This window comes from Rhodoferax sp. GW821-FHT07G04 (assembly GCF_059418585.1).
The window spans coordinates 1,659,812-1,672,930 of sequence record NZ_JBWKQD010000002.1 but is presented as its reverse complement, the minus strand read 5'-3'; the positions used below and the strand labels follow the sequence as shown (position 1 = coordinate 1,672,930).

Below are 13,119 nucleotides of genomic sequence, written 5' to 3'. Positions count from 1 at the left end.
CCGTGACCATTACTTTTGATGAGCGAGAAGATGACTGGTGGACCTGCACCTCGCTTGAGGTAGCCCAGGGACGTCCCGCTATTCGATTGACACTTACTTCCGATACCGAGCCGAGTAGCAGTTACATCGCCGCAGTCCTTGAAAAGCTTGGACATCTCGACGGACTAGTCAAATCAGCATCTGAACTGATTCTGGACAATTACTCATACGAGCACTACAAGGGGCTTGGTGTGTCAGAAGACAGGCTTGAACGGGAAGAGACGCCCGAAGCAATCGGCAGAAGGGCTGTGCTGCGCTCTGTGTGGTTCATGTCACAACAATGTGATGAATTTGAGTTGTCTTTTGAATTGCCTTGGGACGGGTATCACAGCTACGACGTGGAGTTTGAAAATGGTGAGCCTATTTGCTGCGCAGTCAATGGATAGTGCCGCCAACGCTGCACTCAAGCGGACCTGCGCAAGAAGCCGCTGTCCGCTTCGCGGCCAGTTACGGACGTTGGCTAACGACCGCTATTAAGCGAATTGGATAGACTCCAATGGGGCGCGGTAGGGATGTTCGCAACTAGACTCCAAACCAGGGGCTCTTTTCAGCCGGTACACATGCAGCCTGAAGTCAACCGCTAGCCTGGATCAAATGAAAAGTCTACTTGTTTCTGCAGTTGAGCCATACAGTCCTGGAGATGAATGCGCAGCGGTTACTCTGCGAAGCGACCAAGCCGAGATTGTTGTCTTCTGCCATCCGTGCAGGTTAGTTGCCGGCGAAACTGTTGAAAATCGGCTGTCTATTCTGGACGGAGATGTTCGTGCCGCATACCTCTCTGATTCGCCGGATGAGACCAAAGATTTACGTTCCCATCACAAGCTTGAGCGGGTTGGTAACTACGCCTATCGTGGTGTAGGCGAGGTGGTCAATGAAGCAGATGGACTTGTGGACGTTCTCGGATTCATTATCGATTTCGGTACCGTCCCGTGCGAAGGTGCAGTTGAGTTCGAGGTCGACCGCATTGACATCTAAGTCTTCGACCGCAGAGCTCGCTTTGGCGGCCAGTTGCAGTCATTGGTCAATGGCCGCTTTCTAGAAGACAATCTTTCCCGTTAAGCCTCCTCGAGGATGCCCAATTGCTAAACGACACATATGACCTGGTACGCAACGGAAGTTCTAGCGCAATGCAACGAAGCGCTGCTCTCGGCGGTGATAAAGGAGCCAAAGCTAGCAGCACGCGCTCATTTGATCAGTGAGCCGATCGGATACAGACTCAACGAAATAGAGTACGTATTCCGTCCCCCTCCAGCCGGGCTTTTGGTCTTGCGCCCGATCTGCGACCCGGACTCACACTGTGCAAGTTGGCATGAAGATGATGTGCTCTCCTGGCACGATTTGTCTGCTTCGCAAGACATCAGAGCACTTTCGCTCGAATCGTTTGGCGAGCACATTGATCAGGAGATATCTGAGGACCTTCCACCTGCATCATTCTTCAGATATCTAAAGAAGCTGAGCAAGGAGACCAAGGCAGATTTAGCATTCTTCCATTGCTTTATGTGGGGCGGAGACACAGAGCTTGAGTACGCATGGCTATTCGGCAGGCGTGAAGAGGCCACATTTGTTCTGAAGCCCGGCGTCGAGTCAACGGTGGCAAGAGTTCGCGCCGCAAGTGAACTCGAAATTGTCGAGGTAGATCTGCTTTCAGAGGTTCTTGCCTACCTTGGTGCACCCATTCACTCACCATACTGTGTGCTGCACGTTCGAGACTTTCCTTGGGAGCGCTTCAAGATTTTGCCGAATGGGCGCATCAGCTGATCCGTCCAATCGGTCGAAGCAGCGTCACCCTCGTGGCTGGATGCCGTATCTCGCTTAGAAGAAAGCTGGTTCCCCAACCACAATTTGCTTCGGTACGGATGCTTATGCGGATAGCCCAATACTCGGCCCGCATTCAATGCTGGGTTTCGGCGTCACCGCATACACATCACCACAAAGCAGATCTGATACTACTTCCAATGCAACCAAATTTCTATCTTGTTATCGACTTTGAAGCCACGTGCTGTGACAAAGGAACAGTTCCGCGTGAGCATATGGAGATCATAGAGTTTGGGGTCGTCATGGTCGAAGCCTCAAGCCTGCAAGTGGTAGACGAGTTTCAAAGCTTTGTTCGACCGATTCGACATCCCGAGCTGACTACCTTTTGTACCCAACTCACGTCGATACGACAGCAAGACGTGAAGTCGGCGCCGTCTTTCAAAGAAGTCATCGGATCATTCAAAACTTGGCTCTACCAGTACAACGGTTTTGTGTTCTGCTCGTGGGGCGACTACGATCTAAAGCAGCTTCGGCAAGACTGCGACTTTCACAAAGTTCCCTATCCAATCAGCGGTGCCCACATAAACGTGAAGCGCCTCATGACCGAGCAGCAACGCCTTGCTAAGAAGCCAGGACTCGGCGAAGCCATCCAGCTCGCAGGCCTCGCGTTCTCTGGCACTCATCATCGTGGAATCGACGATGCTCGCAATATTGCAAGACTACTTCCTTATGTGTTCGGTGATTCCACCCTGGGTGTTTAACTGCTTCTGGGGGGGGCGCTCGTCTGGACTTGCGTGACAGTTTCTACGCGAAAATTTGGATGTGTACAAACCGGGGACCGCACTCGCCGCATTTCTGCTGCACGCCGTGCCAGCTTGATACAACAGTCGTCGATGTCTGCTTTATGACAGCGAGTCTTGAGTCAAGGAAGACCGCTTTGCGTCGACACCCGCCACCCCAAACGCCAATACATTGAAGTACGCGCAAGCCTTCGGCATTGGCAAATCCCGCACGATGCAGAGCGCAGCCCCTACAACGCCCTCTGCTTCCAAGCCATCCCCGCCCCCAGCCACAGCGCCAAAGCGGAAACCACCAAGCCCCGCGCGAGCCCTCCAGAGCCATCCGCAATCCAACCCACAATCGTGGGCCCCACGATCTGCCCCGCGGCAAACACCGTGGTGAAGGCGCTGATGCCGGCCGCCCAGGCGCTGGGGGGCAGGTTGTGGCGCACCAGGGCGGTGGTGGAGGCCACTACCGATAGGAACACCCCGCCAAACAGCAGGCCCGAGGCCAGCACCGCCGGCCAGTACTGGGTCAGCGCAGGCAGGATGGTGGCCACACCCAGCAGGGCGTTCAGAATCGCCAGGGCCCGGCCGCTCTTGTGCCGGTCCAGCAAACCGGCCCAGATGCGTGACGAGGCCACCACGGCCAGGCCCAGCAGAGCGTAGAACAGCGTCACGGCCTGCGGGCTGCTGCCTTGTTCGCGCAGTAGGGCCACGACAAAGGTCATGTAGCCGATGTAGCCCATACCAAACAGCGTGTAGCCCGCCAGTGCAAAGCCAAATTGGCGCCAACGGAAGTGCGCCACCGCAACCTCGCCCACCGGCGCCCCCGCTACTGGTGCCTGGGCCTGCTCCGTCATGGCGCGCGCCGGCCACAGTAGCGCGGTACTGGCCAACACACAGACCAAGGCCAGCAGCCACCAGGCCCAGCGCCAGGCATGCAATTGCAAGCCCACCTGCTCCAGCGCCCAGGGCACCAGCAGGGCCGACAGCGCAATGCCAATCCCCGTGCCACCGTAGTACAGCCCCAGCAGCAGGCCGCTGCGCTGGGGCTGCTGCGCGCCCAGGCGGGCGGCCAACAGGCCCCCGGCGATGAAGACCCAGGCACTGGCCACGCCGGCCAACAGGCGCTGCACCAGCAGCGGCTCGGTGGCGGTGAAGAAGCCGCTCAAGGCCATGAACAGGCTGGCAGCAAAGGCACCGGCCCACAGCAGGGTGCTGGCGCCCACACGCCGCAGCAAGGCGGGTGTGGACAGGGCGCCCACAAAGTAGCCGAGGGCGTTGGCGGTGTTCATGGCGCCAGCCAGCGTGTAGCTCCAGCCCAGGTCTACCCGCATGGCTGGCAACAGTAGGCCATAGGCGAAGCGGGTGATGCCCAGGGACACAGCAGCCCCCAAAGACAGCGTGAGGGCCAGCACCCACACAGAACGGGTCGGCAGGGAGGATGGCAGAGGTGGTGATGTCAAAGCAGGCGCCCCATCGGAACACTGAAGAGAACGGCGAAGCTGCATTGTGCGGCATGGGCCACTCACTCTGTTTACTATCAAATTGGTAGCAAGTATCCCATATATGACGAGGGCTAGCGGGTCATTTGCCTTGCGGCACTCCCGGCTGACGCCTGCCTGACGCCGCGCCCCGATTGAGGGTATTCCTGAGGCACTGCCAAGCGATGCTCTTCTTAGACTGGCCCTACACCCCCCTGAACCTTTGGAGAGCCTTCATATGCGTACCGCACTTTTGCAAACCGCCCGCCGGATCGCAGCCGCCGCCGGTGGCTGCCTGTGCCTGGCGCTGGCCGCCCAGGCGCAAACCAACGCGACCCCGCTGAAGGTGGGCGTGATAGGCCCGTTCACCGGCCCCTCGTCCGACTTCGGGGTGCAGATGCTGCAAGGCATACAACTGGCCACCGAAGAGATCAATGCCGTAGGCGGCTATATGGGCCGGCCACTGGAGCTGGTGGTCAAGGACGACCAGGGCAACCCGGATGCGGGCCTGAAAGGCTCGCAAGAGCTGGCGGCCGCCGGTGTCGTGGCCACGCTGGGCTTTTGCAACACGGGCGTGGCGCAGAAGTCGCTGGAAATATTCCAGAACGCCAAGCTGCCGCTGATCATCCCCTGCGCCACCGGCTCGCCGCTCACGGCCAAATACCCGGCACCCGACAGCTACATCTTCCGCACCTCGCCGCGCGACGCCATCCAGGCGCCCTACGTGGTGGAGGACATCGTGCGCCGCGGCTGGACCCGCGTTGCCATCTTTGCCGACACCACGGGCTATGGCGACGCCGGCCTGAAGGATGTGGAAGCCGCCTTGGCCGCCAAGGACCTGAAGGCCGTCTACGTGGCCCGCTTTGCACTGGGCGTCAAGGACCTGCGCGAAGAATTGAAGGCCGCGCGGGACGCCGGTGCCGACGTGGTCTTCAGCTACACGGTGGGGGTGGAGAACGCCGTCATCGCCAACGGCCGCAAGGAGCTGAAGTGGAAGGTGCCCCAGGTGGGGGCCTGGCCGCTGTCGTTCCCGTTCTTCATCAACGGCGCCAAGGACGCGGCCGAAGGCGCGATGATGGCGCAGACCTTCATTGCCGAGCCCAGCAACGAGCGCCGCGCCGCCTTCCTGAGCGCCTACAAGCGCAAGTTCAAGCAGGCCATGGCCGTGCCCATGGCCGCTGCCCAGGGCTATGACAGCGCCTACCTGCTGGCATTTGCGCTGTTTGGTGTGCGCGAGGGCAACCCAACCGGCCCGGTGGTCAAGGCCGCGCTGGAGAACATCTCGCGCGTGTACTACGGCGTGGTGGCCACCTACGAGCGGCCCTTCAGCCTGAACGACAAGGACGCCATTACCCGCAACATGCTGGTCATGGGCAAGGTCAGCAACGGCGTGGTGACTTTTGCGCGCAGCGAAGACGCCAAGCACAACGCCATCGTCAAACGCAAACAGTAGGTAACAAATCCGCCGGGTGTCGGTGCCCCAGCGCCCCAACAGCGGGCGTGAATCTGCTACGCTGTGGCCTCGTGTTTTCCGAAACTTTTGAGAAAGAGGCGCCATGTCTGAATCCCCAACTTCTCCCCTCACTTCACAAGAAAAACTCGTGATGGATATCCGGGCCGTGATTGCCGACGCGGAAGACATCCTGAAAGCCACCGCCGACCAGACCGGCGAAAAAATTGCCAACCTGCGCGCACGCGTGCAAGACCGCCTGCTGGGCGCGCGCATCCGCCTCGACGCGGCCGAGGCCGCCATCGTGGACAAGACCCGTGCCGCGGCCCGTGCCGCCGATGACTATGTGCACGACTCGCCCTGGCAGGCCGTGGGCATAGGCGTAGGCGTGGGCTTCTTGCTGGGCCTGCTGATCGGCCGCCGCTGATCCCTGATCCCCCAACTGATTCCCATCACACAGCATGGACTCGGCACACGGCAAGGCACGTGGTAGCAGTGGCGGCGGTGCCTGGGGCGCGGCCCAGGGCAAGGCCGCCACGCTGCTGGGCATTGCACAGACGCGGCTGCAGCTGCTGGGCAACGAGCTGGAGGTCGGGCGCATCACCATCACCCGCCAGTTGGTGCTGGCCCAGGCTTTGCTGTTCTGCGTGGCACTGGGCGCGGTGCTGACTGTCATGGGCCTGGTCATCCTGTTCTGGGAGCAGCGCCTGGTCGTCGTTGCACTGGCTGCCGCACTGGTGTGGGGCTTGGCGCTGTATGTGTACTTTGCGTTGAAGCGCACGGCCCGCCGCTCGGCACCGCTGTTCAACGCCAGCCTGGCCGAACTGCAGGAAGACCTGCGCTTGTTGAAAGAGGCCACCGGCCATGGACGCACGCCTGGTTGAGCTGTATGTGGAGCGCGGGCGCCTGCGCGAGCGCATCGCCATGCAGCGCGGGCAATTGGTGCACGAACTGGCACCGCTGGTCGAGGCCTTGCACACCGTGGACCGCGCCCGCGCGATGCTGCTCCGGGCCAAGCTGTGGATGCAGGCCAACCCGGGCGTAGTGGCCGCAGCCGCAGTGACCCTCGTCGTGTGGCGGCCGCGTGCCGTGCTGCGCGTGGCGCGCTGGGGTTTCTCGACCTGGCGCCATTGGGGTCGCTGGCGCGACTGGGTGCGCGCGGGCCTGCGCGCCCTGTGAGGGCGCTTGTCGGATAATTCCCCACCATGGGATCCTCTGAATTGTCAAAACCGCCAACGGACGCCACCAAGCCGGCTGATCCGCTGCCTCCGTTTGACCCCAACCAGACGATCTCCTACCAGTCGCGCATGACACGCGCGCCCCGCTGGTTTGGCTCCTTTTTGGCCAGCAACAGCCGCGAAAAAAACCGCATGCGCGAGGAGCTGAGCAAGATCAAAGGCGCCATCCCGCTCTTGATGAAGCCGCGCAACGGCAGCAAGTGGACGCCGCAAGAGCGCCAGGAACTCAAAATCATGCTGCGCGCGGCATCGGCCGTCTACCCCTACCTGATCATCTGGGCGCTGCCCGGTTCCATCCTGCTGCTGCCGTTCCTGGCCTGGCACCTGGACGCCCGGCGCAAGAGCCGTGAGCGCAAGGCGGCGGCCGACCATAGGACCTGAAAAATCCTAAAGCGGCAACAGCAAGCAGTAGCCTGCAGCTGTTTCGATGATCAGGTATGCGGGCTAGGCCGGGTTGTCTTCCAGCAGAAGGACCGCTGTGGCCACCAAGCTCTACGCCAGCCTGATGCGCACCCTGCCCAAGCTATTGGGTGCCTGTTTACCAAGCGGCGGAGCAGGGTGGCAGAGTGTCTTCACCAAACTGCGACGGTTTGGGCTGATACCTTGAACTGGGTCATAGCAACCCCAGCCCCCTTAACCAGAAGTCCAATGGAATGCTTGCCAGCAGGTATTTGAGTTATAAGATGGCCCAGCGTGAAATTCCTTTGCGACATGGTTTTTCCTGCTTCAAAATATTGACTAACCCACGGTCCAACTTCATACTTGTCGTCCAACACAAGCCGGACGGAAACCAAGCCTCCGTTCTCTCCACCCAACTCGTCATACCAACGACCTTGCGTGGAGATCCACACATTGCCATTGTGTCCAGGAATAACATTGAACTCAGCGATTTGGGGGATTATTGGGTTCGAGTTGGGGTTTACCAATTCACCGTATTTGTTACCACTGGCGAAACCAGTATTACCACCGGCTGCGGCGACCAATGAACTGCCTTGCAATAAGTTGAATTGGACATCTGTGACGTACCAGTGCAACGGGTCTCTGCTGACAAATCGGTTGGCCCCTACGTTCCAACCGTGCTGACCATATGCCGCAGGCGGGCCGTCCACTGCCATGGAACTGATGGGTGCAATATCTTCGAAATCTTTGACTAGATCGTTGATGCCTGCTGCTTCGGGTATGGTCACTAGGCTATAGCCATCGCGGAAAATTTGCGTTTGCACATCCCCACTTTGTTCGGCACTCGTATTTCCTTGGTCCACCCGTTGCACGGTGCCGGTTTGGTAGAGGATGACGCCCTGGCCTCCAATATCCACACTGAGAGGTAGCACTGGGTACGGGGTTTCCTGGTTGATATGGTTGACGGGTGCGTCCAACACACTCTGGACCACCTGAGTAAAGCCTACCAGCGCGGCAATTTGCGCTGTGGCGGCGATTTTGAAGTTTCCGCTACCCAAGGTGCGCTTCGCAACCAGTTGAACGGTATGGCTCCCTGCAATGAGGTCTTTGGCTGCGGTTAATGCAAATGAATGGTGTGCATTGGGTCTCCCAAAGTACATAGCCGTAAGATTCGGCAACTCCACCCCATCGACTCGAATGCGCAGTTCCCCCACCGGGTACCCATTCACAGAATACCAACTACCGGTTGCGTGAAGCAAAGCGGGATGGGTCTCACAAACAGACACTGTCGTTGTAGCCACGATGACCTCTGGCGTGTCGCCAACCATTGCATCGGGGCCAGAAAGCTGCCCGACGGAAGAGCGTGGATCAATCAGCCCGTAATTTGTATTGCCGCAACTGCTTGATGCGAGAGCCAATGAAGAAAATGTGGAAAGGCCAGCAAATGCAATGGCCAAGAAATGACGCTTCATGCGTGGCATGGAAACTCCCTTTTTTAAAGTTATTTGGAGCGTGCAATATAGCAAAGCGGAATGAAACCACTCGCACTGCAGGTGCTTCAGTTACCGCATGACAACACACAACTAGCTGACAAATTCGTCCCAGCGTATGGGAAATTCGCGCTTGGACGACATTGAAGCGGTTGACCCGGACGCTTTGCTGCTATCGGGCAGGCTCGGTCTACCAGGATGTATGCCGGGTGTGCGGAACTACTGGGAAATGGGTACCCCCAAACCGCAGTGTGTTTTCGGCTCATTGCAAGTGTCGCCGCAGAGAACTTGGCAAGGCAAAGAACCGCAACCGCGGCCACCGTGACTTGGTTCTTGATGGAGATCACGTAGAACGCCGCTGAAGAGGTGGATACAAGGCAGTATCACACACCATATGGTGCGGAAATCCTAGCCCGGCCCACTAGGCCACCACACCTCGCAGCTTGATGTCCCGCGGCGAACCGCCCCAACGCCGCTTCCAGGCACGGCGCAAATGCAAGCCGGAGCTAAAGCCGGCTGACTCTGCGGCCAGCGTCACATTGGCGCCATGCTCCAGCGACTGGCGTGCGCGCTCCAGCCGGATGGTCTGCAAGAAAAGCAGTGGCGAGACACCTGCCTGCTCCACAAACAGCCGCAGCAGATGCCGCGGCGTGACACTGCCCACGGCGGCCAGTGTGTTCATGTTCCAGTCGCGCTGCGGCTCGGCGTTGATGGCGTCTTGCACGCGGTGCACGGCCATGTGCACATGGCCGCGGTGCGACAAGAACGGCGACAGCTCGGGGTCTTCGCTGGAACGGCGCAGATAGACCACCATGTCTTGCGCCACACTGGCCGCCAGGGCCTCGCCGCATTCGTTGGCAATCAGTTGCAACGCCAGGTCGATGCCGGCGGTAATGCCGGCACTGGAGGCCAGCGGACCATCGATCAGGTACACCCGGTTGGCCACCACCTGGGCCTGTGGCGCCAGCACGCGCAGTGTGGGCAGCAGCTCATGGTGCGTGGTGCAGCGGCGGTTGTTCAACAGACCAGCACGTGCGGCCAGCAACGTGCCCGAGCAGATCGTCACCAGGCGGTGCGGGCAGCCCTGCGCACCCAAGTGGCCATGCAGCACGCGGTTGAGCCAGTTGGCCGTGACCGTGGTCGCCGGGCTGGCCTTTCGGGCGTGAACCGAGGGCTGGCCCACCAGCACGATCCAGGTGGGCGTGGCAAGCTGCTCCGGCAGGGCCTCCAGCCCGGCCAGCGCCAAACCCACCGAGCTGCAGGCCTCGGGCTCGGCCCCAGCAAATCGCAACCGGAACTGCGGCGCCAGGCCTTGCAGCGACCGGTGCAGATTGGCCAGCCGAAACGCCTCCGCCGGGCCTGCGATGTCCAGCAACAGGGAATGGGGGCTGATGACAAACAGCAGGTCAATCATGGTTTGCGATGGGATCGTTTTTGGACATGGCGCTGCGCCGCCGGACTGGCCCATCTTCGTCGAATAAAAGCGAATTGGCAACTGTTTCGCAGTGTCTGAATTTGATCCAAATTTGTCCGGCGACCGCGCGACAGGCCGCCGCGGCACGCATAGCATCGCCACTGATCTTCCAGCCCCTCCATCCACCGAAAGCGAGCCAGCATGGCCACACCCCACGTCCAAGCCCCCATCGTCCGCCACATGGGTCGCATGCTGCTATGGGTCGTCATGCTCGGTGCCTGTGCTGGCTCTGTGCACGCGCAGCCCAGTGCCGATGAAGGCGTGGACACCCGCATCCTGCCCGGTGACGACTTCTTCGCCTATGCCAACGGCGCCTGGCTGCGCGACACCGCCATCCCCGCCGGCAAGGACCGCGTGACGGCGCGCAGCGAACTCAACGAACTGGGCCAGCGCCGCATCGCCGAGGTGATGGAGGCAGCGCGCAAGCAGCCTGCGGGTTCGCTGGGCCGCAAAGTGGCCGACTTCCATGCCGCCTACCTGAACCAGGCCGCCATTGGTGCGGCGGGCCTCCAGCCTATCCAGCCGCTGCTGCTGCGCATAAACCAGGTGCGCGACAAGGCGGGGCTGACCCGCCTCTTGGGCAGTGAATTACGCGCCGATGTCGACCCGCTGAACCTGGGTGTCTATACCTCCGCGCATGTGCTGGGCCTGTCGGTGGAGGCCGGTTTGCATGGAGAGAAGAACAACGTGGCCTTCCTGCTGCAAGGTGGCCTGGGCCTGCCCAATCGCGACGACTACCTGAACCCATCGCCCGACAAGCAGGCCCTGCGCACCGCCTACCTGGCCTATATCGCCAAGGCACTGATTGCAGCAGGAGCCAAACCCGCGGACACGACACTGTCGGCGCGGGCGAACGCCGTGCTGGCACTGGAAACAGCCTTGGCCCAAAGCCACGCTACACCGCAAGACTCTGCCGAAGACCGCAATGCCGACAACCTGTGGACCCGTGCAGACTTTGCGCACAAGGCACCGGGCATGGACTGGACCGCATTCTTCGCAGCCGCCGGCCTGGCCCAGCAGCAGGACTTTGTAGCCTGGCAACCCAGTGCCTTGCAGGGCCTGGCGGCGCTGGTTGCGTCCCAGCCTTTGCAAGCCTGGACCGACTATCTGCGCGTGCACGCCGTGGACCGCTATGCCGATGTGCTGCCGCCCGCCATTGCCCATGCGGCCCTGGCCTTGCGCAGTGCCCCGGGAGCGACCCCACAGCCACGCGAACAACGGGCCTTGGCGGCCACGCAAAAGGCCTTAAACGAGGCACTGGGGCGCCTGTATGTGGAGCGTTACTTCCCCGCGGCGTACAAGGCGCGCCTGCAAGCCATTGCCGCCAACGTCATTACCGCGTTTGAGCGCCGTCTGGCGGATGTGAACTGGATGTCGCCCGCCGCCAAGACCATTGCCCGCGCCAAGTTGCAGACGGTGTACTTTGGCCTGGGCTACCCCGAGCGGTGGACGAATTACGCCGGTCTGCGGATCAGCGCGCAAGACCCGGTGGGCAACCTGCAACGCCTGGCACTGTGGGACTACCGGCAGGCACTGGGCCGCCTGGGCCAGCCCGCTGACAAGCGCGCCTGGGCCATGGGCGCACACACGGTGGGGGCCGTTCTGCTGTTCCAGCAAAACGCCTACAACTTTCCGGCTGCGCTGCTGCAAGCGCCCAAGTTCGATGCCACGGCATCCGACGCCGCCAACTACGGCGCGATTGGCGCCATCATCGGCCACGAGGTCAGCCACTTCATCGACACACTGGGCATGGAATACGACGCAGCGGGCGCGCTCAACAAGTGGTGGACGCCCGCAGACACCGCCGGCTACCAAGCGGCCACCCAGGCCCTGGTGGCGCAATATGCCGGCTACCAGCCCCTGCCGGATATGGCCGTGAACGGCCAGACGACGCTGGTGGAAAACCTGGCCGACCTGGGCGGCTTGGCCGCAGCCTTCGACGCCCACCGCGCGGCTCTGGCCAGCAAGGGCCTCAACCAGGAAGCCCTGCGGCAACAAGACCGGCAATTCTTCATCGGCTTTGCGCGCAGCTGGCGCAGCAAGCTCAACGACACGGCCTTGCGCAAGCTTATTGCCACCGACAACCACGCCCCCGATGGGCTGCGCATTGCCACCGTGCGCAACCTGGACGCCTGGTACGAAGCCTTTGACGTGCAGCCCGGCCAACGCCTGTACCTGGAGCCCAAAGCACGCTTGCGCATCTGGTGAGTCACAATGGCGCCATGCACCGCCCGCCACGCGCTGAAACACCGGCCCAAGCGTTGATCGCTGTGGGCAAATGGCCTCTGCTGCTGGCGACTTGCGCCGTGGTCGTGGGAGCGGTCTACTTCGCATCCGGAACAGCGGTCGCAGAAGGCCCCACCGCAATACCTCCACCCAACGCGGAGGTGTTGGCGGCGGGCACGGCAGCAGCAGCTTCCGCAACTGCACCCCAGAGCATCGTGCTGGCCGGGGGCTGCTTCTGGGGCATACAGGCGGTCTTCCAGCACACCAAGGGCGTGCGCAATGCCGTGTCGGGATATACCGGTGGCCAGGCGGGTGACGCCAACTACGAGCGGGTCAGCGGCGGCGGCACAGGCCATGCCGAGGCGGTGCAGGTCACGTTCGACCCCCAACAGATCAGCTACGGGCAGATTCTGCAAATCTACTTTGCAGTCGCCCACGACCCCACGCAGCTGAACCGCCAGTACCCCGACAACGGCACCCAGTACCGGTCGGCAGTCTTCTACCAGGACGCTGCGCAAAAGGCCGCGGCCGAGCGCTACATCGCCCAACTAGACGCCAGCAAATCGTTCGCATCCAAGATCGTGACGCAGCTAAGCCCACTGCAGGGCTTCTACCCAGCGGAGCGGTACCACCAGAACTACGCCACGCTGCATCCCGACGCGGCGTATATCGCCCGCTTTGATCTGCCCAAGATCGGACATTTGAAGACCCTGCTGCCGGACTTGTACCGCGAGCAGCCGGCATTGGTTCCATAAAGGCCCGACCCAAGACCCGCCGGACCT

At 61.2% G+C, this 13,119-nt stretch carries 14 protein-coding genes; 11 read left to right on the top strand and 3 right to left on the bottom strand.

Annotated features, from left to right (window positions below):
- The first annotated feature begins 2 nt into the window (after positions 1-2).
- From AC07OO_RS17000 to AC07OO_RS16985, 4 genes are all read left to right on the top strand, one after another.
- On the top strand, positions 3-425 hold the full coding sequence (locus tag AC07OO_RS17000) for a hypothetical protein (RefSeq protein ID WP_495083268.1): 423 nt from the start codon (positions 3-5) through the stop codon (positions 423-425).
- Positions 426-633: 208 nt separating this feature from the next.
- The gene (locus AC07OO_RS16995; protein ID WP_495083267.1) at positions 634-1,014 is read left to right on the top strand and encodes a hypothetical protein; all 381 of its coding nucleotides are present in this window, start codon (positions 634-636) and stop codon (positions 1,012-1,014) included.
- Positions 1,015-1,134: 120 nt separating this feature from the next.
- Positions 1,135-1,797 (top strand): hypothetical protein, encoded by a 663-nt coding sequence (locus AC07OO_RS16990; protein ID WP_495083266.1) that lies wholly within the window; start codon positions 1,135-1,137, stop codon positions 1,795-1,797.
- Positions 1,798-1,994: 197 nt separating this feature from the next.
- On the top strand, positions 1,995-2,555 hold the full coding sequence (locus tag AC07OO_RS16985) for a 3'-5' exonuclease (protein WP_495083265.1): 561 nt from the start codon (positions 1,995-1,997) through the stop codon (positions 2,553-2,555).
- A gap of 269 nt (positions 2,556-2,824) precedes the next feature.
- Here the strand turns inward: AC07OO_RS16985 and AC07OO_RS16980 are convergent, their stop codons facing one another.
- Positions 2,825-4,087: a YbfB/YjiJ family MFS transporter gene (locus tag AC07OO_RS16980; RefSeq protein WP_495083264.1), complete on the bottom strand. Its 1,263-nt coding sequence runs from the start codon at positions 4,085-4,087 to the stop codon at positions 2,825-2,827.
- A 211-nt stretch (positions 4,088-4,298) separates the two neighbouring features.
- On the opposite strand from AC07OO_RS16980, the gene AC07OO_RS16975 reads away from it, so the two are divergent.
- From AC07OO_RS16975 to AC07OO_RS16955, 5 genes are all read left to right on the top strand, one after another.
- Positions 4,299-5,513, top strand: a complete 1,215-nt coding sequence (locus AC07OO_RS16975) for an ABC transporter substrate-binding protein (protein WP_495083263.1) — start codon at positions 4,299-4,301, stop codon at positions 5,511-5,513.
- 103 nt (positions 5,514-5,616) lie between these two features.
- Positions 5,617-5,937: an ElaB/YgaM/YqjD family protein gene (locus tag AC07OO_RS16970; protein WP_495083262.1), complete on the top strand. Its 321-nt coding sequence runs from the start codon at positions 5,617-5,619 to the stop codon at positions 5,935-5,937.
- A gap of 34 nt (positions 5,938-5,971) precedes the next feature.
- Positions 5,972-6,394 (top strand): phage holin family protein, encoded by a 423-nt coding sequence (locus tag AC07OO_RS16965; RefSeq protein WP_495083261.1) that lies wholly within the window; start codon positions 5,972-5,974, stop codon positions 6,392-6,394.
- The gene (locus AC07OO_RS16960) at positions 6,375-6,689 is read left to right on the top strand and encodes a YqjK family protein (RefSeq protein ID WP_495083260.1); all 315 of its coding nucleotides are present in this window, start codon (positions 6,375-6,377) and stop codon (positions 6,687-6,689) included. The genes AC07OO_RS16965 and AC07OO_RS16960 overlap by 20 nt, the downstream gene beginning before the upstream one ends.
- A 26-nt stretch (positions 6,690-6,715) precedes the next feature.
- Positions 6,716-7,129 carry a hypothetical protein gene (locus AC07OO_RS16955; RefSeq protein ID WP_495083259.1) on the top strand — a complete coding sequence of 138 codons (414 nt, stop codon included), beginning with the start codon at positions 6,716-6,718 and terminating at the stop codon, positions 7,127-7,129.
- A 191-nt stretch (positions 7,130-7,320) separates the two neighbouring features.
- On the opposite strand, the gene AC07OO_RS16950 is transcribed toward AC07OO_RS16955, so the two are convergent.
- Both AC07OO_RS16950 and AC07OO_RS16945 read right to left on the bottom strand, forming a co-directional pair.
- On the bottom strand, positions 7,321-8,628 hold the full coding sequence (locus AC07OO_RS16950) for a hypothetical protein (RefSeq protein WP_495083258.1): 1,308 nt from the start codon (positions 8,626-8,628) through the stop codon (positions 7,321-7,323).
- A 430-nt stretch (positions 8,629-9,058) separates the two neighbouring features.
- Positions 9,059-10,051: a GlxA family transcriptional regulator gene (locus tag AC07OO_RS16945; protein ID WP_495083257.1), complete on the bottom strand. Its 993-nt coding sequence runs from the start codon at positions 10,049-10,051 to the stop codon at positions 9,059-9,061.
- Positions 10,052-10,252: 201 nt separating this feature from the next.
- On the opposite strand from AC07OO_RS16945, the gene AC07OO_RS16940 reads away from it, so the two are divergent.
- Together AC07OO_RS16940 and msrA are read left to right on the top strand one after the other, a co-directional pair.
- Entirely contained in the window at positions 10,253-12,319 is a 2,067-nt protein-coding gene (locus tag AC07OO_RS16940; protein WP_495083256.1) for a M13 family metallopeptidase, read from the top strand.
- 14 nt (positions 12,320-12,333) lie between these two features.
- Positions 12,334-13,092, top strand: coding sequence for a peptide-methionine (S)-S-oxide reductase MsrA (msrA, locus tag AC07OO_RS16935; protein WP_495083255.1), 759 nt, complete (start codon positions 12,334-12,336; stop codon positions 13,090-13,092).
- Positions 13,093-13,119: the final 27 nt, after the last annotated feature.

What these genes read in the sequence shown, in the direction of transcription:
- AC07OO_RS16965 (WP_495083261.1), top strand. Translation starts at nt 5,972, where the DNA reads ATGGACTCGGCACACGGCAAGGCACGTGGTAGCAGTGGCGGCGGTGCC.
- AC07OO_RS16995 (WP_495083267.1), top strand. Translation starts at nt 634, where the DNA reads ATGAAAAGTCTACTTGTTTCTGCAGTTGAGCCATACAGTCCTGGAGAT.
- AC07OO_RS16945 (WP_495083257.1), bottom strand. Translation starts at nt 10,051, where the DNA reads ATGATTGACCTGCTGTTTGTCATCAGCCCCCATTCCCTGTTGCTGGAC.
- msrA (WP_495083255.1), top strand. Translation starts at nt 12,334, where the DNA reads ATGCACCGCCCGCCACGCGCTGAAACACCGGCCCAAGCGTTGATCGCT.
- AC07OO_RS16955 (WP_495083259.1), top strand. Translation starts at nt 6,716, where the DNA reads ATGGGATCCTCTGAATTGTCAAAACCGCCAACGGACGCCACCAAGCCG.
- AC07OO_RS16985 (WP_495083265.1), top strand. Translation starts at nt 1,995, where the DNA reads ATGCAACCAAATTTCTATCTTGTTATCGACTTTGAAGCCACGTGCTGT.
- AC07OO_RS16950 (WP_495083258.1), bottom strand. Translation starts at nt 8,628, where the DNA reads ATGCCACGCATGAAGCGTCATTTCTTGGCCATTGCATTTGCTGGCCTT.
- AC07OO_RS16960 (WP_495083260.1), top strand. Translation starts at nt 6,375, where the DNA reads ATGGACGCACGCCTGGTTGAGCTGTATGTGGAGCGCGGGCGCCTGCGC.
- AC07OO_RS16940 (WP_495083256.1), top strand. Translation starts at nt 10,253, where the DNA reads ATGGCCACACCCCACGTCCAAGCCCCCATCGTCCGCCACATGGGTCGC.
- AC07OO_RS16980 (WP_495083264.1), bottom strand. Translation starts at nt 4,087, where the DNA reads ATGCAGCTTCGCCGTTCTCTTCAGTGTTCCGATGGGGCGCCTGCTTTG.
- AC07OO_RS16990 (WP_495083266.1), top strand. Translation starts at nt 1,135, where the DNA reads ATGACCTGGTACGCAACGGAAGTTCTAGCGCAATGCAACGAAGCGCTG.
- AC07OO_RS16975 (WP_495083263.1), top strand. Translation starts at nt 4,299, where the DNA reads ATGCGTACCGCACTTTTGCAAACCGCCCGCCGGATCGCAGCCGCCGCC.
- AC07OO_RS16970 (WP_495083262.1), top strand. Translation starts at nt 5,617, where the DNA reads ATGTCTGAATCCCCAACTTCTCCCCTCACTTCACAAGAAAAACTCGTG.